Annotated in this window: 20 protein-coding genes and 1 tRNA gene; 17 read left to right on the top strand and 4 right to left on the bottom strand. The window is 69.3% G+C overall.

The window, feature by feature from the left end; all coding sequences use genetic code 11:
* Positions 1-66 precede the first annotated feature (66 nt).
* Complete coding sequence (locus tag FL311_RS01970; RefSeq protein WP_141323087.1) at positions 67-1,584, top strand: hypothetical protein; 1,518 nt, start codon at positions 67-69, stop codon at positions 1,582-1,584.
* A gap of 63 nt (positions 1,585-1,647) precedes the next feature.
* On the opposite strand, the gene FL311_RS01965 is transcribed toward FL311_RS01970, so the two are convergent.
* The 3 genes from FL311_RS01965 to FL311_RS01955 all read right to left on the bottom strand — a co-directional run bounded on the left by FL311_RS01965 (position 1,648) and on the right by FL311_RS01955 (position 5,224).
* A complete protein-coding gene (locus FL311_RS01965; protein ID WP_141323086.1) occupies positions 1,648-3,465 on the bottom strand; it encodes a hypothetical protein in 1,818 nt (605 codons plus the stop codon).
* 95 nt (positions 3,466-3,560) lie between these two features.
* A complete protein-coding gene (locus FL311_RS01960; protein ID WP_141323085.1) occupies positions 3,561-4,124 on the bottom strand; it encodes a DUF3105 domain-containing protein in 564 nt (187 codons plus the stop codon).
* The gene (locus FL311_RS01955) at positions 4,124-5,224 is read right to left on the bottom strand and encodes a DHH family phosphoesterase (RefSeq protein ID WP_141323084.1); all 1,101 of its coding nucleotides are present in this window, start codon (positions 5,222-5,224) and stop codon (positions 4,124-4,126) included. The genes FL311_RS01960 and FL311_RS01955 overlap by 1 nt, the downstream gene beginning before the upstream one ends.
* A 113-nt stretch (positions 5,225-5,337) precedes the next feature.
* On the opposite strand from FL311_RS01955, the gene uvsE reads away from it, so the two are divergent.
* The 5 genes from uvsE to FL311_RS01930 all read left to right on the top strand — a co-directional run bounded on the left by uvsE (position 5,338) and on the right by FL311_RS01930 (position 11,691).
* Positions 5,338-6,297: a UV DNA damage repair endonuclease UvsE gene (gene uvsE / locus FL311_RS01950; protein WP_141323083.1), complete on the top strand. Its 960-nt coding sequence runs from the start codon at positions 5,338-5,340 to the stop codon at positions 6,295-6,297.
* Between the two features lie 52 nt (positions 6,298-6,349).
* Positions 6,350-8,182: a M2 family metallopeptidase gene (locus tag FL311_RS01945; RefSeq protein WP_141323082.1), complete on the top strand. Its 1,833-nt coding sequence runs from the start codon at positions 6,350-6,352 to the stop codon at positions 8,180-8,182.
* 117 nt (positions 8,183-8,299) lie between these two features.
* The gene (locus FL311_RS01940; protein WP_015349926.1) at positions 8,300-8,503 is read left to right on the top strand and encodes a cold-shock protein; all 204 of its coding nucleotides are present in this window, start codon (positions 8,300-8,302) and stop codon (positions 8,501-8,503) included.
* A 91-nt stretch (positions 8,504-8,594) separates the two neighbouring features.
* A complete protein-coding gene (locus FL311_RS01935; RefSeq protein WP_194869006.1) occupies positions 8,595-10,721 on the top strand; it encodes a hypothetical protein in 2,127 nt (708 codons plus the stop codon).
* A 19-nt stretch (positions 10,722-10,740) separates the two neighbouring features.
* A complete protein-coding gene (locus FL311_RS01930) occupies positions 10,741-11,691 on the top strand; it encodes a class I SAM-dependent methyltransferase (protein WP_141323081.1) in 951 nt (316 codons plus the stop codon).
* 8 nt (positions 11,692-11,699) lie between these two features.
* On the opposite strand, the gene FL311_RS01925 is transcribed toward FL311_RS01930, so the two are convergent.
* A complete protein-coding gene (locus tag FL311_RS01925) occupies positions 11,700-12,434 on the bottom strand; it encodes an FKBP-type peptidyl-prolyl cis-trans isomerase (RefSeq protein ID WP_141323080.1) in 735 nt (244 codons plus the stop codon).
* A gap of 174 nt (positions 12,435-12,608) precedes the next feature.
* Between FL311_RS01925 and FL311_RS01920 the strand changes: the two genes are divergently transcribed.
* The 11 genes from FL311_RS01920 to pheT all read left to right on the top strand — a co-directional run.
* The gene (locus FL311_RS01920; RefSeq protein WP_046713983.1) at positions 12,609-12,956 is read left to right on the top strand and encodes a PilZ domain-containing protein; all 348 of its coding nucleotides are present in this window, start codon (positions 12,609-12,611) and stop codon (positions 12,954-12,956) included.
* Positions 12,957-13,075: 119 nt separating this feature from the next.
* On the top strand, positions 13,076-13,882 hold the full coding sequence (locus tag FL311_RS01915; RefSeq protein ID WP_194869005.1) for a hypothetical protein: 807 nt from the start codon (positions 13,076-13,078) through the stop codon (positions 13,880-13,882).
* Positions 13,883-13,932: 50 nt separating this feature from the next.
* Positions 13,933-14,313 carry a PEGA domain-containing protein gene (locus tag FL311_RS01910; protein ID WP_223751819.1) on the top strand — a complete coding sequence of 127 codons (381 nt, stop codon included), beginning with the start codon at positions 13,933-13,935 and terminating at the stop codon, positions 14,311-14,313.
* A gap of 483 nt (positions 14,314-14,796) precedes the next feature.
* Positions 14,797-15,942: an AI-2E family transporter gene (locus FL311_RS01905; RefSeq protein WP_223785871.1), complete on the top strand. Its 1,146-nt coding sequence runs from the start codon at positions 14,797-14,799 to the stop codon at positions 15,940-15,942.
* Between the two features lie 130 nt (positions 15,943-16,072).
* Complete coding sequence (locus tag FL311_RS01900; protein WP_141323079.1) at positions 16,073-16,750, top strand: uracil-DNA glycosylase; 678 nt, start codon at positions 16,073-16,075, stop codon at positions 16,748-16,750.
* Positions 16,751-16,836: 86 nt separating this feature from the next.
* Positions 16,837-16,908 (top strand) — tRNA-Val (locus tag FL311_RS01895).
* 79 nt (positions 16,909-16,987) lie between these two features.
* Positions 16,988-18,916 carry a threonine--tRNA ligase gene (gene thrS / locus FL311_RS01890; protein WP_141323078.1) on the top strand — a complete coding sequence of 643 codons (1,929 nt, stop codon included), beginning with the start codon at positions 16,988-16,990 and terminating at the stop codon, positions 18,914-18,916.
* A 344-nt stretch (positions 18,917-19,260) separates the two neighbouring features.
* Positions 19,261-19,467: a 50S ribosomal protein L35 gene (rpmI, locus tag FL311_RS01885; protein ID WP_046713978.1), complete on the top strand. Its 207-nt coding sequence runs from the start codon at positions 19,261-19,263 to the stop codon at positions 19,465-19,467.
* A 92-nt stretch (positions 19,468-19,559) separates the two neighbouring features.
* Positions 19,560-19,907 (top strand): 50S ribosomal protein L20, encoded by a 348-nt coding sequence (gene rplT, locus FL311_RS01880; RefSeq protein WP_141323077.1) that lies wholly within the window; start codon positions 19,560-19,562, stop codon positions 19,905-19,907.
* A gap of 158 nt (positions 19,908-20,065) precedes the next feature.
* Positions 20,066-21,115, top strand: coding sequence for a phenylalanine--tRNA ligase subunit alpha (gene pheS / locus FL311_RS01875; protein ID WP_074952357.1), 1,050 nt, complete (start codon positions 20,066-20,068; stop codon positions 21,113-21,115).
* A 93-nt stretch (positions 21,116-21,208) separates the two neighbouring features.
* Positions 21,209-22,640: phenylalanine--tRNA ligase subunit beta (gene pheT / locus FL311_RS01870; RefSeq protein WP_228556623.1), on the top strand; the 1,432-nt coding region annotated here is incomplete at its 3' end.

The following is a 22,640-nucleotide window of genomic DNA, read 5'->3' as shown; positions in this document are numbered from 1 at the left end:
CTCATTCGGGGGTTGGACCGACAACTGGGTGGTCAGTCATTTCCTCCAGCGCCCGGGAGTCTGCCCATGACCGCTCGCATCGATGGCAAGCCACGCCCACACGTCGGGAACACCCAGAAGAAGGAGGTGGCTTCGGCCGTGCCGGTCCGGATTCCCTCCGGGAACAGCGTCGCGGAGCGGGCGCGCCAGCAAGGGGGCGTGGATGCCTTTCAGGGAGCACGGCTGAGCGAGCGTTCGCTGGCGAGCCTCGGCAATCCCACGGCGCTCGCGAAGCAGGGGGAGGCGTGTCCTGTTCCGGTGCTGACGCCCGCGGAGGAGGCGGAGGCGCGGCGGGCCATCGAGGAGGCGACGGGCGGGGAGAACCCGGAGTCCATCGCGGAGTGGTTGAGGGCGCACCCGGACCCCGCGGAGCAGGCGGCGTTCATGGACATGCTCTTCGAGTACGGCCCCACGGTGGGGAACATCCTCGACAACGCGGACGACCTGAGCCCCGAGGACCAGCAGCTCCTCTCGGACGCGCTGGACGCGGCCTACCGGCGGGGAGAGGTCACGCTCGACGAGCTGAAGGAGGCGGTGGGCTCCCACGGGAACGGGACGTGGAGCGGCGAGTCCCACGAGATGTTGGCGAAGATCATCGCCGGGACGGGGAACCCGGACCTCATCAATGCCTACGTGGAGCGCGAGCTGGAGATCATGCAGGCCGACAACGTGGAGGACCCCGCGCGAGCGGTGGCCATCGCCACGGCCCTGGCGAGCCTCCCGCCAGGCGAGCTCCAGACGTTCCTCGAGCGCAACCCGGAGGTCGTCTCGCGGGTGTTGAAGAACCTCGAGGAGCCCATCGCGCGCATGGGGACGGGGTCGTACGAGGCGCTCGGGAAGCTCCTGGACGCGGCCGGCGCCATCCAGCCGCCCACGCCTCAGTCCCTCCAGGTGTTCATGGACAGCATCCCGTACCTGGGTGAGAACGAGGAGTCCCGCGCCGCGGCGGCCCGGTTCTTCACGCGCAACGCGGATGCCATCCTCGCGTCCGTGGCGGACGCCTCTGGAGCCATCAGCAGCCAGAGCGCCGGGAAGCTCGCGGAGTTCTTCACGAGGACGCTCTTCACCGACCCTTCATTCGAGGGACAGGAGGCCCTGCACACGTTCGTGGTGCAGAAGCTGGGGGAGATGCAGAGGCGGCTGGAGACCGAGGCGACCGCCAATCCTCCTTCCCAGGACGCTCAGCGCCTGGCCCGGGGCATGGGCAGCCTCGTGGGCGCCATCGAGGGCGGCTTCATGCTCGCCGTCGAGGAACTGGACGCGCGCAACGAGGCCACCAAGGGCCTGGTGGGGTTGATCTTCAAGGCCAAGGACCTGCTTCCGGACGTGTCGCTCCCCGTGATTGGGAGCGTGCGCGACCTCACGCTCGACCAGATCCAGGACTGGGTCACCGACGCGCTGAAGGAGCATCCGGATGACCCGAAGGATGCGATTCCCTTCCACCTGCTCTTCGGAGAGGCCATCTCCAATCCGCTGCTGGCGACCATCTACGAGACCGCGCGGGGCACCGCCCTGGACAACCGCGAGCTCGGCCTGGACGACTGAGTCCGGACGGGAACGGCACGGCTCCGGCCCTCGAGTCGAGCGCCGGAGCCGTCGTGGTGGTTGCTACCAGGCCACGCTGTCCAGGTGGACGGTGCCCGTCCAGCCCGCGTTGGTGATGAGCTCCACGCCCAGTTGGTACAGCGGCGTGGTGCTGTCCGAGGGCAGGGGAATGGTCAGCGTGTTCCAGGCCCCCGTCTGGAGGCTGCTCGCGGCGGTCCACTTGCCCCTGTAGCGCCAGTTGCTCGTGGCGCCCTCCAGCGCGAACGGCTGGACGGCGGTGAGCTTGCTCCCCGCGGGAACCCACAGGCGCATCGTGACCACGCCCGCTTGAGGCACGGTGGCGGTCATCACGGACACGACGCCCGTGCCCGCGGTGCCACTGAACGGAATCGCGAGCGAGCGCGTGCCCGACTGGGGCCGGGTGGTGGTGGACGTCGCGGTCTTGAGCGGCGCGCCCGTGGCGGACCAGCCCTCGGTGCCGGACTCGAAGCCATACCCACGACCCGTGCCCCCGCCCGAGCCGGCATCCGGTGTCCCCGCGTCGGTGCCGCCCGAGCCGGCGTCTCGCGGTCCCCCTGCATCCGGAACCCCCGCGTCGGTTCCTCCGTCGGTGCCAGTGCCCGGGACGGGCAGGGTGGTGCCCGTGGCCGGGAGCGTCAGTCCACCGGCGGTCAGGAAGGGCGACGCGTTGCTCTTGAGATAGGGCTGGCCGTTCGTGCCCAGGTCATTGGTGTAGGAACTCTGTCCGCCCGCGCCCGCGCCGAAGAGCAGCGCGATGACACCCGCGTTGGCGAACTTGCGCCGGTGCGCGTCTCCAGCGGGGCCGAAGAAATACTCGGTCCGGTTGTCTCGGTAGCCCGCGCGAGGGGTGCCATCGTTGTTGATGTTGCGGTGCTGTGAGTTGCCGAGCGGAATCTGCCAGAGCACCCAGCGCTTGCCGGAGGTCTGGTTCATCAGCGTGAGCCACTGGTGGTAGCGATTGAACGAGCGCGAGGCGATGGCGGCGTTGTCGTTCGTGTCCCACCACACGTCCTGGCCCCGGGTGAGCTTGTAGAAGTCCGCGTCACGGTCCAGCGGGTCTCCGACGAGCACGTCGTACGTCGCGCCGGTGCTGTTGGCGCCCAGGCCCAGCGGCTTGAGGAAGTTGACGACCTTGTCCACCTCCGGCTGCAGGGGATCGCTGATGGAGCAGCAGGAGATGTCCTTGCCGCTGGCCCACGCGGAGATGTGGAGGCCGAGGATGACGTTGTTCGCGCCCACGGCCTTGCGGAGCTGAAGGAAGGCGAGCCCCCATCCCGCCACGGTGTTGGGCAGGCCCGCGAGCTCCGGCATGCCCGTCGCCGCGACGGCGGCGTACGTGTTGGGGTTGGAGTTCGTATAGAACTGGAGCAGGCCCACCGCGTCCGGTTCGATGGGCATCAGCACCGGCCTGCCGTACTCCTTCGCGCGCTGGAGGAGGATCTTGAAGTCACTGAAGTAGCCGCGCATGGTGTCGATGTTCTGCACCTTCGCGAGGGACTCGGCCTCGCCGCCGCCTGGCTCCGCGAAGAGCTGGTAGAAGACGGGCGCGGGGATGAAGCCCTGGGTGTTGGACTCGGTGAGGAAGGTCTTCGCCCACGCGCCGTCGCGCTGGCCCCAGCCCCAGTTGTCCACCCAGCCCTTGGTGAGGTAGCGGTAGCGCACGTCCCAGGGGACGCCGCTGTCACGCATCCAGTTCTGGCCCGCCTCCTCGAAGAGGCCGATGGACAGGCGATTGGGGAGGCCCGTGGGCACGGGGCCCTTCACGCCGGGCGGTGCGGCTTGAGCGAACGCGGACGACACAGCCAGGGTCGTGCAGGCCAGCGCCAGCACGGCGACGGTTCTTCGGAGCGTTGTTCTCATGCCCCTGAATACAAACGGCGTGCGGTCGCCACGCCGGTTGCCCGCAGCGGGAGTCTCGTCGCCCGCTGCACGTCCGGGGCTTCAGCCCCTCGGTGTCACGGACCGGGACAGGCGAGGCCCGGCTCGGGCGCGTCCGTGTCCTGGAAGGCGAGCAGGCAGCGGAGCGCTTCCGGGTCCGCCGAATCCGCCAGGTACGTGCGTCGCCACAGCATCGCGGCCACGCGGTTGGGCAGTCGCGGGTCCTGCGCGATGAGCGCGCGTCGCACGCCGTTGGCGCCGATGGGCACGGTGGCCGCCGCGGCCTCCAGCTTCGCCACTTCGTCGGGACAGCCGTCCGGGCAGTTGTAGAGGAACACCGCGTGCCCGTGCTCCAGGTTGTGGACGTACAGGCATCGCGACACGGGCTCTTCGTAGATTCCACAGCGAGCCACGCTGGCGCAGTGGGGCCCGGAGTTCGGAGGGTTCTCCCCGTTGCCGCAGGCAGGGCTGTCGCAGACGGCGAGGTGCCCGGAGGACGTCTGCGTGGAGAGGGGGAAGCTGAACTGGCCGCAGCCGCCAGGCGCCGCGTCCGAGGAGTCGCAGGCGGACAGGGACAGGAGCGCGAGCAGCGAGGGGAGGGTGAGGAGGCGTTGGGCGTGCACGCCCCCGTCATACCGCATCAGCCGGGGAACGCGCCGCGACGCTCCACGTCCTGGGCGCGCAGCCCTGGCAGCCCCACGGCATCGGCGAAGCGGAGGAAGTCGGACTGGCTCACGTTGCCTCCCGTGGCGCGAGCATGGCCGTGGCCCAGCTCCTCGCCCATCGGCGGCAGGCCCAGTCCCTGGATGAAGGCCCTCAGGTCGATGGGCGCATGGCTGCGCATCGCGAAGTTCACGCGGCCGGGCAGGTAGCCCGTGTTGGCCGCGATGACGATGTGCTCGGGCAGCCGCTGCGTCCATCGCACGGCCACCAGCGGATGAACCTGCGCCTCCGAGCTGAACAGGAGCAGCGCCACGCGCGACGCGACACGGGGCGGCGTGCGAGCACACCGCTCGACCTCGCGGCGCACCTCCACGCGGCAGTCGTGCAGCTCGTCCACGCCGGGCACGCGACCCTCGGAGATGTCCTTCGCGGCCCCCGCGCGCAGCAGGACCTCCAGGGCCCGGGGCGCGGCGAAGCGGGCCGAGCGTCGGGCCGCGTTGATGAGGGACACCGTCTCCGTCACCGCCTTGCGGTTCGCGCGTCGCAGCGCGTCCTTGAGGAACGGCATGGGGGCATCCGCGCCCAGGTCCCCCACGGTGCCCAGCACCGCCAGCCACTCCAGCGGCCCCGGCACGACGAGCGGCGACACCAGCACGTAGGTGAGCAGGCTGCTGCTCGCGATGGGCTCATGGCCATCCGCGGTGACGACCTGTGCCCCGGGAGGGAAGGACTCCGCCGCGTGGTGGTCCACGATGAGGGTGGGGACGGAGGGCAGGAGCGGCGCGGGTCGGCTGCCCATGTCGAGGACGACGAGCGCGTCGGGCTTCGTCGCATGAAGCCGCTCCAGGAAGCCGGGCGAGTGGGCATGCTCTCCCTTCCCTGGCACGCGGACGGCGACGCGGGCGCCCACGGCCTCGAGCGCTCGCACCATCAGGACGCCGGAGGCCAGGCCATCCGCATCCGAGTGGGGCGCCACCAGCACGCGCTTGCCGCGCTGGGCTTGGATGAAGAGGCGGGCCTCGGCGAGCGCATCCTCGGACGCGGGCCAGGTGGGGTCCTTCGTGTGACCGAGCAACATGTCTTCAAGCTGTAACGCCAACCTCTGACAGCAGAAGGAGCGGCAAGGGGGGCCTGCCTGCTCCACGAGCGTGCCCGAGTGGGGCTGGTGGCCCGCTGTGCGTGGGCCCGTTCGTGGCGAGCTTGTCCCAGGTGATGGAAGGCTTCGACACCTATCGACTCGGCTATGTCGCGCAGAGCCTGACGCTGGGCGTGAGCGCGGGGCACACCTGCCGCCTGGCGGGCGCCACGCCCCAACGCCTGGAGTCGCTCATCGCGCAAAACCTCGAGGAACTCCAGCGCCTGCTCGAGTTCAACGCCTCGCGAGGCATCGAGCTGTTCCGCATCGGCTCCTCGCTCATCCCGTTCGGCTCGCACCCGGTGAACACGCTCCCGTGGTGGAAGACCTTCGGCCGGGACTTCGAGCACCTGGCCCGCCTCGCACGCCGCTCGAATCAAAGGCTGTCGATGCATCCCTCGCCGGCGGGAGCCTCGCTGTCCTCCCGACACGCGCGGGTTCGCGAGGCCTCGCTGGCGGAGCTGCGCTACAGCGCGCGCGTGTTGGACTTGCTGGAGGCCGGGCCCGAGTCGCGCGTGGTGCTCCACGTCGGGGGCGCCGCGCCGACGCGCGAGGAGGCCCTGGTCGCCGCACACCGATTCCTGGACGAGATGCCCGTGTCGCTGCGCGAGCGGCTCACCATCGAGCACGACGACAAGGTGTGGAGCGCGCGGGAGGTCCTGCCCCTCGCGCGCGAGCACGGCGTCCCGATGGTGGGAGACAACCTCCACAACGCGGTCCTCGCCTCGACGCCTGTGATGTCATTGAAGGAGCTCCTGCGCGAGGCCGCGTCGACGTGGACGGCGCTGGACCTGCGGCCCAAGTTCCACCTGGCCAGCCAGCGCCCCCAGTCGCGGGCCGGGGCGCACTCGGACCGGGTGGACCCGGCGGACTTCCGGAAGATGGTGGCCGCGCTGCCGGTGCCGGCGGACCTGATGCTGGAGGCGAAGGAGAAGGACGTCGCGGTTTTCGCATTGCGTCAGCTTGCGAACGAACGCCGAGGCCGACGCGGTGGGGTGGGCGCGCCGGCGCCGTAGACATTGTTTTCTTGGATGTCTTCGGGCAGCGGTTCCTCTACGGTCCGCGTCCATGAACCGGACCCGACTCACGCAGTCGTTGCTGCGCTCGGCCCTCGCGGCCCTGGCGCTGACCGCCGCCCCTGGCCTCGCCCAGACGCCCGCCGCCAAGGCCACGCCCGAAGAGGCGAAGCAGTTCGCCGAGAAGGTGAACGCCGACCTCAAGCGCCTGTGGACGAAGCAGGCCACCGCCGAGTGGATCAAGTCCACGTACATCACCGACGACACCGAGCGGAACGCCGCCTACGTCAACGAGGAGGTGCTCGGCTACGTCAACGGCGCCATCAAGGACTCGCGCCGCTTCGACGGGCTGAAGCTCGACGCGGACACCGCGCGCATGCTGCACCTCCTGCGCGTGTCGCAGGCGCTGCCCGCGCCGTCGGACGCGAAGAAGCGCGCGGAGCTGGCCACCACGGCCGCCAAGCTCGAGGGCCTCTACGGCAAGGGCAAGTACTGCGGCGCCGACGGCAAGGGCAAGTGCCGCGACCTGGAGGAACTCTCCGACGTCATGGCGGAGAGCCGCGACTACGCCGCGCTGCTCGACGCGTGGCAGGGCTGGCACTCCATCTCCCGGCCCATGCGCCCGCTGTACGAGAACCTGGTCACCATCTCCAACGATGGCGCCAAGGACATCGGCTTCAACGACCTGGGCACGCTGTGGCGCTCCGGCTACGACATGCCGCCCGCGGAGTTCGAGAAGGAGGCCCAGCGCCTCTGGGGCCAGGTCAAGCCCCTGTATGACGACCTGCACTGCTACGTGCGCGGGCGGCTGGCGAAGCAGTACGGCGCGGACAAGGTGCCCGCGGGCAAGCCCATCCCGGCGCACCTCTTGGGCAACATGTGGGCCCAGGAGTGGAACAACATCTACCCCCTGGTGGAGCCGTTCCCCGGTCAGGCCAGCCTGGACGTGGACGCCGCGCTGAAGGCGCAGAACTACGACGCGCTGAAGATGGTGCGACTGGGGGAGAAGTTCTTCACCTCGCTCGGCCTCAAGCCGCTGCCGGAGACCTTCTTCGAGCGCTCACAGTTCACCAAGCCGAGGGATCGCGACGTCGTCTGCCACGCCAGCGCCTGGGACGTGACGTACGAGAACGACCTGCGCATCAAGATGTGCATCAAGCCCACCGAGGAGGACCTGGTCACCATCCACCACGAGCTGGGCCACAACTACTACTACACGTACTACTACAACCTGCCCGTGCTCTATCAGGCCGGCGCCAACGACGGCTTCCACGAGGCCATCGGTGACGCGCTGACGTTGTCCATCACCCCCGCGTACCTCCAGCAGGTCGGCCTGCTCAAGGAGGTGGCGAAGAACGACAAGAACCTCATCAACCTCCAGCTCAAGGACGCGCTGGAGAAGGTGGCCTTCCTGCCCTTCGGCCTGCTCGTGGACCAGTGGCGCTGGGAGGTCTTCTCCGGCCGCGTGAAGCCGGCCGACTACAACAAGTCCTGGTGGGCCCTGCGCCAGAAGTACCAGGGCGTGGCCGCGCCGGTGGCCCGCTCCGAGCAGGACTTCGACGCGGGCGCCAAGTACCACGTCCCCGCCAACGTCCCCTACACCCGCTACTTCCTGGCCCGCATCCTCCAGTTCCAGTTCCACAAGGCCCTGTGCGAGGCCTCCGGCTACAAGGGCCCCCTCCACGAGTGCTCCATCTACGGGAACAAGGAGGCCGGAAAGCGGCTGCAGGCGATGCTGGAGCTCGGCGCCAGCAAGCCCTGGCCGGATGCGCTCCAGGTCGTCACTGGGACTCGTCGCATGGATGCAACACCGTTGCTGGATTATTTCAGCCCTCTGCGTCAGTGGCTGAAGACCCAGAACAAGGGCCAGAAGTGCGGATGGTGAAGGTCCCTGGTGGACTTCCCGGGGAAAGGCCGCGTAGATTCTCGGGGTCCGTTAGAGTTCGCTCGGTAGGACCGGACGGCGGATTTTCGCGTCCGTGACGAAAGAAGAAGAAAGCAAATGGCTACTGGTACCGTGAAGTGGTTCAACGATGCGAAGGGCTTTGGCTTCATCACCCAGGACGGCGGTGGTGAGGACGTGTTCTGCCACCACACCGCCATCAACATGGATGGCTTCCGCACCCTCCAGGAGGGGCAGAAGGTGGAGTTCGAGGTCGCCCGCGGCCCCAAGGGTCTTCAGGCGCAGAACGTCCGCGCTGCCTGATTCCCGGCGTCGTTCGTAACGACTTCCTGGATGCATCATGAGGGTCCGGCCTGCCAAGGGTCGGGCCCTTCGTGCTTTTTCGGAGCGGTCCATGTCCTCGTCGAAGTCGTGTCTGGTGTCCCCGCTGCGTGCCTGGACCCTGGTGATGTTGCTGGGGTGCTCCATGACGCCCCCCACGCCGACGCCCGCCTCCGCGGTGGACGCGCGGCCCGCTCCCGAAGGCCCCGCGATGAAGCCCACGTCCGACGCGCTGGCCCAGGTGACGGCGGAGCTGGTGGCGAAGCACGGCGAGGCGCAGCGCGCGCGAATCGAGCGCGGCGTGGCGCAGGTGGCGCTGCTGTGGCGCGCCGAGGACGGGGACCTGGCCGGCTTCGCGCGCGAGCAGTTCGTGTCGGACCCCCAGGTGCTGGACGCGACCTTCGCGCGGCTGGAGCGCCTGTTCGAGCAGCTCGACGGGCACATGCTGGAGCTGGGGCGCGAGACGCAGTGGTACACGGACCTGGACCTGGGGCCGCTGCTTCCCGTGGAGCCGCTGGTGGCGTCGTATGATCCGTCCTCGCATGTGACGGAGGATCTGTTCCGCGCGAAGGTCGGCTTCGTGGTGCTGCTCAACTTCCCGCTGACGACGCTGGAGGAACGGGCGCGCCAGGGCGCGACGTGGACGCGGCGGCAGTGGGCCGAGGCGCGGCTGGCGGGGCGCTTCAGCATGCGCATCCCCGCGGACGTGCAGCAGGCGTCCTCGCGCGAGGTGGCGGCGGCGAACCTGTACATCGCCGAGTACAACGTGTGGATGCACCACCTGGTGGACGAGCGCGGTGAGCGGCTCTTCCCCAAGGGCCTGCGCCTCATCAGTCATTGGAATCTGCGCGACGAGCTGAAGGCGGACTACGCGGACCCGCGCGGACACGAGAAGCAGCGGACCATCGTCCAGGTGATGGAGCGCATCATCACCCAGACGATTCCGGCCGCGGTCATCGACAACCCGAGGCTGGACTGGAACCCGTTCACCAACGCCGTCACGGTGGCGCCGCCCCAGACGGTGGAGGCGGACGCGCCCCCGCGCGAGGCCCGCGCGGACGCCACGCGGGAGGCGGACGTGCGCTATGCGCGGATGCTCGCCATCTTCCGGGCGGAGCGGAAGCTGGACGCGTACGCGCCAGTGGCGCCCACGCGCATCGCCCGCTCGTTCGAGCTGGGACGTGAGCTGCCCGAGGCGCGGGTGAAGGCGCTGCTGACGCAGGTGCTGGAGTCACCGCTGGTGCCCCGCGTGGCCGCGGAGATCCAGTCCCGGCTGGGACGGAAGCTGGAGCCTCAGGACGTCTGGTACGCGGGCTTCAAGCCGGGAGCGAAGCGGCCGGAGTCGGAGCTGGACGCGCTGACGCGCAAGCGCTACCCGACGGCGGAGGCGTTCGCGAAGGACCTGCCGCGCATCCTCCAGGGCATGGGCTTCAGCGCACAGAAGGCGGACTGGCTGGCGGCGCGCATCCGCGTGGATGCCTCGCGTGGCGCGGGCCATGCGCAGCAGGCGCTGCGGCGCGGTGACTTCGCCCGGCTGCGCACGCGCGTGGAGAAGGGGGGCATGGACTACAAGGGCTACAACATCGCGGTGCACGAGCTGGGGCACAACGTGGAGCAGACCTTCGGGCTCTACGGCGTGGACCACACGCTGCTCACGGGTGTGCCCAACAACGCCTTCACGGAGGCGCTGGCCTTCGTGTTCCAGGCGAGGGACCTGGAGCTGCTGGGGCAGGGCAGGCCCACGGTGGAGAGCGAGCGGGAGCGGGTGCTCGGCGACTTCTGGCAGACCTGGGAGCGCTCGGGCATCGCGATGGTGGACATGGCCGTGTGGCATTGGCTGTACGCGAACCCGGAGGCCACGCCCGCGCAGCTGCGGGACGCGGTGGTGTCCATCTCCCGCGACGTGTGGAATCGCTACTTCGCGCCGGTGCTGGGTGGAAAGGACACCACGCTGCTGGCCGTCTACAGCCACATGATCAGCTACCCGCTGTACCTGCCGGACTATCCGCTGGGGCACCTCATCGCGTTCCAGATCGAGGAGCACCTGTCGCGCAAGGGGCCGCTGGGGGCGGAGTTCGAGCGGATGGCGACGTACGGCGCGGTGACGCCGGACCTGTGGATGACGCACGCGACGGGGGCGCCGGTGAGCGCGGAGCCGCTCCTGCGCGCGACAGAGGCGGCGCTGAAGGCGCGGCCGTAGGGTAGGCTCGGCGCCGCTCATGCCCATCAAGCGTCGCATCAAGGAGCTGTTGGCCCAGGGGTTGGTGAAGGGAAGCCGGCGGCTCGGGTTGCTCGACGACCCGAGGCTGTTCCAGGTCTACGAGCGTGGCGGCTACCACGTCACGCCGAACCACTTCTATCAGCCCATCCCCGACACGGGCTCGCTGCCCGAGGCGCTGTGGGGCACGCGCTCGAAGATGGTGGGAATCGACCTGCGCGAGTCGAGCCAGCTCGCGCTGCTCGAGCGCCTGTCCTCGAAGTACCGCGACGAGTACCAGGCGTTCCCGCGGTCCGCGACGGGCGAGCCGCACGTCTACCACCTGGGCAACAGCGAGTTCGGGACGGTGGACGCGGAGGTGGCCTACGGGCTGGTGCGCGAGCTGCGGCCGCGAAGGCTGTTCGAGATCGGCTCCGGCTGGTCCACGCGGCTGTCCGCGCAGGCGTGTCGGAAGAACGAAGGGGAGGGCGCGCCCGCGTGTGAGCTGGTGGCCTTCGAGCCCTATCCGAGCGAGGTGCTGCGCGCGGGCTTCCCGGGCCTGACGCGCCTGGAGCCGCTGAAGGCGCAGGACATCCCGTACTCGGAGGTGGAGCGACTGGAGGCGGACGACATCCTCTTCATCGACTCCAGCCATGTGTTGAAGGTGGGCAGCGACGTGCAGGTGGAGTTCCTGGAGCTGCTGCCCCGGCTGAAGAAGGGCGTGGTGGTGCACGTCCACGACATCTTCCTGCCGGCGGAGTACCCGCGCGCGTGGGTGCTGGAGCACCGGCGCTTCTGGACGGAGCAGTACCTGCTGCAGGCGTTCCTGAGCTTCAACGACAGCTTCGAGGTGCTCTGGGGCAGCAGCTTCATGCACCTGACGCATCCGGAGCGGTTGCGTCAGGCGTTCCCGTCGTACCGGGGGGCTCCCGAGGACTGGCCCGGGAGCTTCTGGCTGCGTCGGGTGAAGTGAGGCGCTGACTACTGACGGGTGTCGCCGGGGATGGCGACCAGCTCCACGTCGAAGGTGAGGACGGCGTTGGGCGGGATGCGCGAGCCGGAGGGCGGACGCTCGCCGTACGCGGTGTCTCCAGGGCAGGTGAGCTTCGCCTTGCCGCCGACCTTCATGCGCGACACGCCCTGCGTCCAGCAGGGGATGACGCCGTTGAGGGGGAACTCGACGGGGATGCCGCGCTTGGCGGACGTGTCGAAGATGGAGCCGTCCACGAGCCGGCCCTCGTAGTGGACCTTGACGGTGTCGGTGGCGCGCGGGCTCTTGCCCGTGCCCGCCTGCGTCTCGCGGTAGATGACGCCCGAGGGCAGCTTCACCGCGCCGGGCTCCCTCGCCGCGCGCACCAGGGCCGCGTTGCCGGCCTGCGCCTGCCGCGACTTCGCGAAGGCCTGGATCTTCGGCGCGAACTCCTTGGGCTCGAGGGCGGCCGTGCCGGCCATGCCGTCCACCATGCCGCGCTGGAGGATCTGCACCTCCTCCGGCGTGAGCGCGAAGAGGGACAGGTCCTTCCCCACGCTGGCGCCCAGCGCGTAGATGGTCTGCTGCTCCTCGGTGAGCTCGCCGGGGTCCACGGCCGCGGGCGCCGTCGCCGGAGCCTTCGCCGCGGGCTCGGCCTTCTTCGCGGGAGCCGGAGCACCGCCTTGCGCGTGCGCACCCGTGGCGCCGAGCACCAGGGCGAGCGTTGCCATCCTCATCGTTCGCATGGTTCCACCTTTCCTCATGGGCACTGGAATATAGGGCCCGAGCGTCCGCGCCCAGCACGAACTGGGAGTCGCGAAAGGGTCGTTTTCTTGCGCGACACGCTCGTGCCTCTACCCTGCGTCCAGGTTGCTTCAACCCCGGAGCAACCTGTTGCACGCAGCGAAGGAGCTGGAGCGATGAGCGACAAGCGTAAGTCGAAGCGGGCGCCCCTCGACATCTACCTGAACAAGTACATGGGCGGCGTGCCGTACATGTCGCGGGCCGCGGACATCAGCCCGGAGGGTGTGAGCCTGGCCCGGTTGATCGAGCCCCAGCACGACGCCAAGCGCGTGGGTCTCCAGTTCCAGCTGCCGGGCTCGGAGGAGATCATCTACGCGGAGGGCGAGGTGGTGCGCGAGTGGGTGGAGCTGTCCACCGCCAAGCGCGAGCACTCGGGTGTGCGCTTCACGCTGCTCACCGAGCGGCACCGGAAGATGATCGACGCGTACGTGGACCGCCACGGCCGCGCGGGCAGCGAGAACTGACGCGCCGCGCTGTCGGGCCTCGGGGGTTGCCTTGACATCCTTCGAGGTGGGCTCGTTGAATGGGTTGCCATTCTGCCCTGGGACTACCCAAGGTATCGGGTGAGGACAGGAGGAGCTCCGTGAGCCGAGCACGATGGGCGGTATTGCTGGTGGTGCCGATGGTGGCATCGGCCCAGGGCAAGGCGGTGAAGCCCGCTCCCACCGTGGAGGTTGTCCGTCCGGTGGGAAGTGTGGGTGTGAACTGGGAGGGGCAGGTGCTCCGGGCGACGGGAGCGGGTGCTCCGGACCTGAAGGCCGCGAATCCCTCTCAGGCGAGACTCGGGGCCGAGCGGGTGGCGCGGCAGGTCGCGTCCCGGAATCTGCTCGAGCAGGTGCGCGCGCTGCAGCTGCGGGCGGACCGGAGCGTCGGTGACGAGATGGCGCGCGACGACGTGCGCGGCCGGGTGGAAGCGGCCGTGAACGGGTTCAAGGTGGTCGCGAAGCGTTTCTATTCGGACAGTGGCGTGGAACTGGACGTGGAGGTGCCGCTGGCGGCGATCACCTCCGCGCTGGTGGACCGCGGGCCGGAGTCCGTCATCGTCTTCAACCGCGAGGGCGCGAAGAAGTACACGGGCCTGGTGGTGGACGCGCGAGGGCTCGGGGCGAAGCCGGTGCTCGCGCCCAGGTTGTTGGATGCGGCGGGCAAGGCGCTCTACGGCGCGGGTGCGTTGGCGAGCGAGGTGCGGGAATCGACGGGGGTCGCCGCGTGGTTCCGGAGCCTGGATGCGGCGAAGAAGGCCGCGCTCGTGGGCGAGAAGCCGATGGTGGTGAAGGCGACGGGGCTGAAGGGCTCGGACCTGGTGCTCGCGTCGGAGGATGTGAAGACGCTGGGTGAGGTCGACGCGCGCTTCCTCGCCGAGGGCCGGGTCGTCATCGTCACGCAGTGACCCGGACATGGATTCGCGGCGCGACTCCGCGGGGAAGAGTGGGTGACGGGGTGCGACGCCGTTTCGTGGTCGGGTGGAGTGCGTGGCTGGTGGTGGGCGTGCTGTCGGGGTGTGGGCGCAAGGAGCCCGACTCCGTGGCGAAGGCGCGCGAGCTGATGGCGGGTGCGAAGCCGACCAGCGGGGATGTGTCGCTGCGCTGCGTGCCCGAGGACGCCGAGGTGTATCTGGACGGCGTGCTCCAGGGCGTGTGCAGCGACTACGCGGGCAATCCCCGGGGGCTCAGCCTGGGCGTCGGGCTGCATCAGATCGAGGTGAAGAAGCACGGGTACTGGCCGTACACGACGTACTACGAGCCCAGTGGTGCGCGGGCGCGGCTGAATGTCACGCTGCGCGCCACCGAGTCCGCGCCACCCGCGGAGGGAACGCCCTGAGGCGCGTGAGTCCTCGGCGGTGACTCGGGCTCGTCGCGGAGACTCATCTGGAGCTCGGCGCGACGGTGATTCCGGGGGCGGGCCGGACCTCGCTCGGGATGGCGGCCCTGTGTTCGATGTCGCGAGGATGTACGTGCACGGCGCGCTCCCCTCGGGCCACGAGGCGCCTGAGCAAGGAGCCCCTCCGGGGTTCTCGTTCCTCCGCACCTCGGGACGACCCGCGAGGGGCACGGCGGCACTTCGACCAGCCAGGCGCTCGCTCGCCGAGGTATTCAGGGCTGCGAGGGCGCGGCCCGAGGTGGGTCCTTCGTCCAGGAGGGGCTTGCAAGCTAGGCTGCGCGCTTTCGGGTCGTGACATGGCGGCTTGTAAGGAGCCGGAGTCCGCGAGTGCTTCGCGGAGGAGCGTGGGTCATCGGACGGCGCAACAAGAAGAGCAGCCCTGGGTCCATCAGCCGTGCGCCGGTGCCGCCCGTGCTTCACTCGGTGAAGACGGAGGAGCCTGTCGCGCCTGGGGCCGTCGAGCCCGTGCCTGATGTCGAGCTGACGGAGACCGAGGCGCGCCGCATCGACCTGTGGTGGTCGGCGGTGATGGTGGGCTCGCTGGGGCTGGTGTTCGCGCTGCTCGCGGTGTTCGGCGGCGTGGCGGTGCCCGTGCTGCTGGCGCTGTCCGGCGCCTACATCTTCAACCCGATGGTGACGTCCCTGGAGCGCCGCGGACTCGATCGGACCCTGGGGACGACGCTGGTCTTCGTGGCCGGGACGTTGCTGCTCGTGGGCGCGGTGCTCTACCTCATCCCCGTGTTCCGCGACGAGGCGCTGAAGCTCCCGGACTTCTTCTCGCGAGCGAGCACTCAGGTGGTGCCGCGTGTGGAGGCGCTGGTCGGCGCCTCGTTGCCGGACCTCATCCGTCAGCGCACGACGGAGCTGGGGCAGCAGGCCTCCGAACTGGTGCAGAGCGCGGGGCCCGCGGCGGCGCGAATCGTGGCGGCCTTCGCGGGCAACACGGCGCGCTTCGTGGTCACGCTGCTGGGGCTCGCCGTGGTGCCGGTGCTGGCGTTCTTCTTCCTCCAGGACTACCCCCGGTTGATGGGGCGGGTGAAGGACCTGCTCCCGCGCCGCTCGGTGGCGCTGGTGGCGCGCCGCTTCGCCGAGGTCGACGAGGTGCTCTCGGCCTTCGTGCGCGGGCAGCTGACGGTGGGGGCGCTGCTGTCGGTCATCTACGCGGCGGGCCTGTCCATCGGCCGCATCGACATGGCCATCGTCATCGGGGTCATCGCCGGCTTCGGCAACATGGTGCCGTACCTGGGCACGGGCGTGGGCATCCTACTGTCCCTCGTGGGGCTGATGCTGTCGTGGCAGGGCCCCTGGCAGATTGGCGTGGTGGCGGGCACGTTCATCATCGGCCAGATGCTGGAGGGGTTCGTCATCACCCCGCGCATCGTGGGCGAGAAGGTGGGCCTGGCGCCCGTGGCGGTCATCATCGCCATCCTGGCCTTCGGCGAGCTGTTCGGCTTCGTCGGCATCCTCCTGGCGGTGCCGGTGGCGGCCATCCTCAAGGTGGTGCTGCGCGTGGTGGTGCAGCGCTACCAGCGCACGCGCCTGTACACCGGCGAGTCGCAGTCCGCCTGATGGGGCAGGGCGGCTCCCTGCGAGCCGCCGGGCCACCCCTCGGGTGGGAACCCCGCGCCGGGAGCGGGCCTCCGCGTTATGCCCGGTCTGGTTTCGAGCGGCGGAGGGCCGCATTGAACAGGAGCGCGCGTTGACGAAGCTGGAGAAGCTGCACCAGGAGATCACCTCGTGTCGGGCCTGTCCCCGGCTGGTCGAGTGGCGCGAGGAGGTCGCCCGGGTGAAGCGCCGTGCGTACCGCGAGTGGACCTACTGGGGCCGCCCCGTCCCCGGGTTCGGTGATCCACGGGCCCGGCTGGTCATCGTCGGTCTGGCGCCGGCCGCGCACGGAGCCAACCGGACGGGGCGGATGTTCACGGGAGATCGCTCGGGCGACTTCCTGTTCGCGGGGCTGCACCGGGCGGGGTTCGCGAGCCAGGAGACCAGCGAGCACCGGGACGACGGCCTGGCCCTGAAGGACGCCTTCATCGTGGCGGCTGCCCGCTGCGCGCCCCCCGACAACAAGCCGCTCCCGGAGGAGGTGGCCCGCTGCGCCCCGTTCCTGGATCGCGAGATGGCGCTCCTGCCCGCGCGGGTCCTGCTCGCCCTGGGCGCCATCGGCTGGAACGCGGCGCTGGCCTCGCTGGAGCGGACGGGGGTGACGTTCGGCTCTCCCCGGCCGGCCTTCGGGCATGGGGCGGAGCTGCCGCTGCCGGGCGGGCGGACGCTGGTGGGCTGCTACCACGTGAGCCAGCAGAACACGCAGACGGGGCGGCTGACGCCCGCCATGTTCGACGCGGTGATGGCGAGGGTCCACGCGCTGATCCGCTAAAAGAAGGAAGATCGAAGGCTCATCTGCGTGTTTGCTTGACAGTCGCGGGAGCCCGCTGGTATTCCCCGCGCCACCTCAGCACCAACGGGTCGTTAGCTCAGCGGTAGAGCACTACCTTGACACGGTAGGGGTCAGTGGTTCGATCCCACTACGACCCAACTCAGTTGAAGTGAATCTCCAGCGGGCGGCACGGCTTCTCAAGAGCCCTGCCGCCCGCGGTTTTTTCGGAGGTATCGCATGTCCGACATGATCACCGTGACGCTCCCCGACGGCACCCAGAAGCAGACGGCCCGGGGGACGACCATCGCGGACTTCGTGCGGGAGGGCATCGGCGCGGGCCTGGCGAAGGCCGCCCTGTTCGCCCGGGTGAACGGCCAGGACATGGACCTGAGCCGCAAGCTGGACGAGGACGTGAAGCTGCAGATCTTCACGCCCAAGAGCCCCGAGTCCCTGGAGCTCATCCGTCACGACGCGGCCCACGTGGTGGCCAGCGCCGTCCAGCGCATCTTCCCTGGCACGCAGGTGACCATCGGACCGGCGACGGAGGAGGGCTTCTACTACGACTTCTTCCGCGAGAAGCCCTTCACGCCCGAGGACCTGGAGAAGATCGAGGCCGAGGCCAACGCCGAGCTGAAGAAGGACCTGGCGTTCGTCCGCACCGAGATCTCCATGGAGGAGGCCATCCGCCTCTTCGAGGAGAAGGGCGAGAAGTTCAAGGTGGAGATCGTCAAGGACATCGCCGAGCGCGGCGCCAAGACGCTCACCCTCTACACCCACGGCGACTGGGTGGACTTCTGCCTGGGGCCCCACGCTCCGAGCACGGGGAAGATCGGCGTCATCAAGATCCTCTCCTCGAGCGGCGCCTACTGGCGCGGCGACCACCGCAACCCGATGCTCCAGCGCGTCTACGGCACGGCCTTCTTCGACAAGAAGGCGCTGCAGGAGTACCTGACGCGCGTCGAGGAGTCGAAGAAGCGCGACCACCGCAAGCTGGGCAAGGAGCTGGACCTCTTCCACTTCCACCCGTACGCGCCGGGCGCGGCCTTCTGGACGGCCAAGGGCACCACCTTCTACCAGACGCTCTCCGACTGGATGCGCCGCCTGACGAAGGACGACGGCTACGTGGAGATCAAGACCCCCTTGATGTTCAACAAGGGGCTCTGGGAGACCAGCGGCCACTGGGGCAAGTACAAGGAGAACATGTTCCTCGTGCTCGACAGCGAGTCGGGGGGGCATGACTTCTCGCTCAAGCCGATGAACTGCCCGTCGCACCACCTGTTCTACGGCTTCAAGAAGCACAGCTACCGCGACCTGCCCCTGCGCCTGCACACCCAGGACGTGCTGCACCGCAACGAGGCGGCGGGCTCCCTGGGCGGCCTCACCCGCGTGCGCCAGTTCGCGCAGGACGACGCGCACATCTACTGCACCGAGGCGCAGATCACCGACGAGGTGAAGCGCTTCGTGAAGCTGCTGGACCACGTCTACAAGGCGGTGGGCCTGACGTACGCGGTGAAGCTGTCCACCCGTCCCGAGCAGCGCCTGGGTGACGACTCCCTGTGGGACCGGGCGGAGGCGGGCCTCAAGACTGCGCTCGAGTCGCTGGGCCTCGCGTACGAGCTGGCCCCGGGCGACGGCGCCTTCTACGGCCCGAAGATCGACTTCGCGGTGTCCGACAGCATCGGTCGCCGGTGGCAGCTGGGCACCATGCAGCTGGACTACCTGGCCCCGGAGCGCTTCGACCTGTCCTACGTGGGCGAGGACAACGCGCTGCACCGCCCCGTGGTGCTCCACCGCGCCATCTTCGGCTCCTTCGAGCGCTTCACGGCCATCCTCATCGAGCACTTCGCGGGAGCCTTCCCGGCGTGGCTCGCGCCCATCCAGGCGGTCATCGTCGTGGTGGCGGACCGTCAGGCGGACTACGCCCGCAAGGTGCGCGACACCCTGCGGGCCAAGGGCTTCCGGGTGGACTTCGATGATCGCGGCATGTCGCTCAACGCGAAGATCCGCGAGGCCCAGCTCCAGAAGATCCCGTTCACGCTCGTGGTGGGCGACAACGAGGTCTCTTCCGAGAGCGTGTCGCCCCGTCGCTACGGCGGAGAGGACCTCAAGAGCATGAAGCTCACCGACTTCGAGGCCCTGCTGGCCAAGGAGTCCGCGCTGCCGTGAGCAGTTGGCCCGCGTCTTGCGGACGGGTCTTGACTCCCAGTTGCACCCAAGTAAGGTGCGGCGCTTTCCGATGGGGGCGTACACCGCTCGGGTGGTGAGCGAGCGGGTGGCTGGGCGAGGGTGGAGGACTGGGAGGGTGGCCAGGGCGGACGGACGGTGTGGGAGTGGGGAGGCAACCTGGAGAGGCGGCGACCGTGTAGGCGCGCGGTGCCACTTCTGAGTGCGGTAGCCGTTCCAGTCGAGACGAAAGAGTGATACAGGCTGCCGCCTCCCGCCGTGGCCTGGAAGTGACAACGCCTGAGGCCGCGAAGCTGACGGCACGCTGTAAGGAAGGAATCAGGACGATGCCGAAGTTGAAGACCCGCAGTGGCGCGAAGAAGCGCTTCCAGGTGAAGAAGAGCGGCCAGGTCAAGCACGGCAAGGCCTACGGCAAGCACCTCTTCACGCACGCCAAGACGCCGAAGCAGAAGCGCGGCAACCGCGGCACCAGCCATCTTCGCGATATGGACGCGAAGAAGGTCATCAAGGAGATGTTCCCCTACGGGGCCTGAGCCTCGGCTCGGCAACCCTGACGTCCCTGGTGGAGCGGCGTGAAGCCTGCGCCCCGGGACCGACAACCTACGCAGTACGGAGTGAGTGAGACATGCGCGTCAAGAAGGGTGTAAAGGCTCGTCGCCGTCGCAATAGTATCCTGAAGCTGGCCAAGGGCTTCCGCGGCCGTCGCAAGAACTGCTACCGCCGGGCGAACCAGGCGGTCGAGCGCGCGCTGGACTACGCCAGCCGTGACCGCATGCAGCGCAAGCGCGACTTCCGTCGCCTGTGGATCGTCCGCATCAACGCGGCGGCCCGCACCGTGGGCCTCTCGTACTCCAAGCTCATCGCGGGCCTGGCCAAGGCGAAGATCAGCCTGGACCGCAAGGTCCTGTCGGACATGGCCATCGCGGATCCCGCGGGCTTCGCGGCCGTCGCCAACATCGCGAAGGCGGCCTGAGACACGCCGGCCCTCACGGGCGGGTGACAGAGCGGGTGGGGTGGCCTTCACGGGCCGCCCGCCTGCGAGAGTGAACGGGTCGCCTCACCAGGCGGCCCTTTTTTTTGTCCCGGAAGAAGCCCACGGGCCCGGGGAAGCGACAACGGAGGCACACGGCCATGCGAGACAGGTTGCAGGCGTTGGCGGAGGCCGCGCGGCAGGAGATTGCGGGCGCTTCGGACAGGCCCGCGGTGGAGGCGCTCAAGGTCCGCTACCTGGGCAAGAAGGGCGAGCTGTCCGCGGTGCTGGGCGGCATGGGCAAGCTGGCCCCGGACGAGCGCCGGGCGCTGGGCGAGGTGGCCAACACCGTGAAGGCGGAGCTGGAGACGCTCCTGTCCGCCGCCCTCCAGCGGGTCGAGGACGCCGAGCTGGAGGCGCAGCTGCAGGGCCCCGGGCTGGACGTGACGCTGCCGGGCCGCGCGGTGAAGCCGGGAAGCCGGCACCCTGTGTCGAGGACGATGGAGGACATCGTCCGGACGTTCTCCCGGCTGGGCTTCGACGTGGCGAGTGGTCCGGAGATCGAGCTGGACTACTTCAACTTCGAGGCGCTGAACCTTCCGAAGGACCACCCCGCGCGGGACATGCAGGACACGTTCTACGTGGACGAGCCGTCGCTGGGGCACGCGAAGAAGGCGGACAGCTCCGTGCTGCTGCGCACGCACACGTCGCCGGTGCAGGTGCGCTACATGCTGCAGCGCAAGCCGCCCATCCGCGCGGTGATGCCGGGGCGGGTGTACCGGCGCGACTCGGACATCACGCACACGCCGATGTTCCACCAGGTGGAGGGGCTGCTGGTGGACAAGGACGTGACGTTCGCGGAGCTGAAGGGCTCGCTGGACGCGTTCGTGAAGGCGTTCTTCGGCTCGGAGACGAAGACCCGCTTCCGTCCGTCGTTCTTCCCGTTCACCGAGCCGTCGGCGGAGGTGGACATCTCCTGCACCTCGTGCGGCGGCAAGGGCTGCCGGGTGTGCAAGCAGACCGGGTGGCTGGAGGTGCTGGGCAGCGGGATGGTGCACCCGAACGTCTTCACGTCCGCGGGGTATGACCCGGGCGAGGTGACGGGGTACGCGTTCGGCATGGGCGTGGAGCGAATCGCCATGCTGCGCTACCGCATCGACGACCTGCGGATGATGTTCGAGAACGACGCTCGGTTCCTCGAGCAGTTCTGAGTCCTGGCGGGCGCGGGCCCGCATGCCGCTCCCTGGAGGAGTGGCGCGGCCCGCGCTCCTGTCTTCGTCCCGAGAGAGCAAGAGGGTGGACCTGTGAAGATTTCGGTGAAGTGGCTCGGCGATTACGTGGCGCTGCCGCCGTCGGTGGACGAGCTGGCGCGCAAGTTGACCGCGGCGGGCCTGGAGATTGAGGGCCAGGAGAGTCCGGCCGAGGGCCTGCGCGGCGTGGTGGTGGCGCAGATCAAGGAGTCGGTGCAGCACCCCAACGCGGACAAGCTCTCCGTCACGAAGATCGACGCGGGCGGGGACGCGCTCATCCAGGTGGTGTGCGGCGCCAAGAACTACAAGGTCGGCGACAAGGTGCCGCTGGCCACCGTGGGGACGAAGCTGCCCAACGGGATGGAGATCAAGCAGGCGGCGCTGCGCGGTGTGGACAGCTCCGGCATGCTCTGCTCCTCGAAGGAGCTGGGGCTGAGCGAGGAGTCGAGCGGGCTGCTCATCCTCTCGCCGGACCTGAAGCCGGGCACGCCCATCGCGCAGGCGCTGGGGCTGGATGACGTGGTGCTGGAGGTGAACGTCACGCCGAACCGGCCGGATGCGCTGAGCCACCTGGGCGTGGCGCGCGAGGTGGGCGTGGTGACGGGAGCGGCGTTGAAGCTGCCCCAGCCGAAGCCGGTGGAGTCGGGCTCGCCCGCGTCCGAGAAGGTGAAGGTCCGGGTGGAGAGCCCGGAGCGCTGCCCGCGGTATGCGGCCCGGGTGGTGGAGAACGTCACCATCAAGCCGTCGCCGCAGTGGATGCAGGAGCGACTGAAGGCCTGTGGCGTGCGGGCCATCAACAACGTGGTGGACGTCACCAACTACGTGAACCTGGAGTACGGCCAGCCGCTGCACGCGTTCGACCTGGACAAGCTGTCGGGGCAGGAGCTCGTCGTCCGCACCGCGGCGAAGGGCGAGAAGCTGACCACGCTGGACGGCAAGGCGCGCACGCTGGACGTGGATGACCTGGTCATCTGCGACAAGGAGCGGCCGCAGGCGCTCGCGGGCGTCATGGGTGGTGGGGACAGCGAGGTCACCGAGAAGACGACGCGGCTGGTGCTCGAGTCGGCGAACTTCGCGGGCGCCGGGGTGCGCCGGACGGCGAAGCGGTACGCGCTGCACACGGAGGCGTCGCACCGGTTCGAGCGGGGCGCGGACCTGGATGCGGTGGTGCCGGCGATTGATCGCGCCGCGCAGCTCATCGCGGAGCTGTCGGGTGGCACGGTGGCGTCGGGCCGGGTGGAGGTGTACCCGGCCGAGAAGCCGCGGCGGCAGGTGACGCTGCGCTTCGCGCGGGTGGAGAAGGTGCTGGGCGTGGCGGTGCCGGAGGTCGAGGTGCGTCGCATCCTGGCGGCGCTCGGGTTCGAGCAGGCCCACGTCTTCAACGCCGCCGTCAGCTACAAGTTCGGCGACAACTGGACGGTGGGCTCGGTGCTGCACTTCAACACGGGCAGGCCAGAGTCCGGCGAGGTCTCCTCCGTCACCCAGC

The organism is Myxococcus sp. AB025B, from assembly GCF_006518215.1.
Taxonomy (GTDB): Bacteria; Myxococcota; Myxococcia; order Myxococcales; family Myxococcaceae; genus Myxococcus; species Myxococcus fulvus.
The sequence above is the reverse complement of the archived record's forward strand: the minus strand, read 5'-3'. Positions and strand labels throughout refer to the sequence as shown.

Coding starts and splice junctions, on each gene's coding strand:
- FL311_RS01970 (WP_141323087.1), top strand. CDS start 67: ATGACCGCTCGCATCGATGGCAAGCCACGCCCACACGTCGGGAACACC.
- FL311_RS01965 (WP_141323086.1), bottom strand. CDS start 3,465: ATGAGAACAACGCTCCGAAGAACCGTCGCCGTGCTGGCGCTGGCCTGC.
- FL311_RS01960 (WP_141323085.1), bottom strand. CDS start 4,124: ATGCGGTATGACGGGGGCGTGCACGCCCAACGCCTCCTCACCCTCCCC.
- FL311_RS01955 (WP_141323084.1), bottom strand. CDS start 5,224: ATGTTGCTCGGTCACACGAAGGACCCCACCTGGCCCGCGTCCGAGGAT.
- FL311_RS01945 (WP_141323082.1), top strand. CDS start 6,350: ATGAACCGGACCCGACTCACGCAGTCGTTGCTGCGCTCGGCCCTCGCG.
- FL311_RS01940 (WP_015349926.1), top strand. CDS start 8,300: ATGGCTACTGGTACCGTGAAGTGGTTCAACGATGCGAAGGGCTTTGGC.
- FL311_RS01935 (WP_194869006.1), top strand. CDS start 8,595: ATGTCCTCGTCGAAGTCGTGTCTGGTGTCCCCGCTGCGTGCCTGGACC.
- FL311_RS01930 (WP_141323081.1), top strand. CDS start 10,741: ATGCCCATCAAGCGTCGCATCAAGGAGCTGTTGGCCCAGGGGTTGGTG.
- FL311_RS01925 (WP_141323080.1), bottom strand. CDS start 12,434: ATGCGAACGATGAGGATGGCAACGCTCGCCCTGGTGCTCGGCGCCACG.
- FL311_RS01920 (WP_046713983.1), top strand. CDS start 12,609: ATGAGCGACAAGCGTAAGTCGAAGCGGGCGCCCCTCGACATCTACCTG.
- thrS (WP_141323078.1), top strand. CDS start 16,988: ATGTCCGACATGATCACCGTGACGCTCCCCGACGGCACCCAGAAGCAG.
- rpmI (WP_046713978.1), top strand. CDS start 19,261: ATGCCGAAGTTGAAGACCCGCAGTGGCGCGAAGAAGCGCTTCCAGGTG.
- rplT (WP_141323077.1), top strand. CDS start 19,560: ATGCGCGTCAAGAAGGGTGTAAAGGCTCGTCGCCGTCGCAATAGTATC.
- pheS (WP_074952357.1), top strand. CDS start 20,066: ATGCGAGACAGGTTGCAGGCGTTGGCGGAGGCCGCGCGGCAGGAGATT.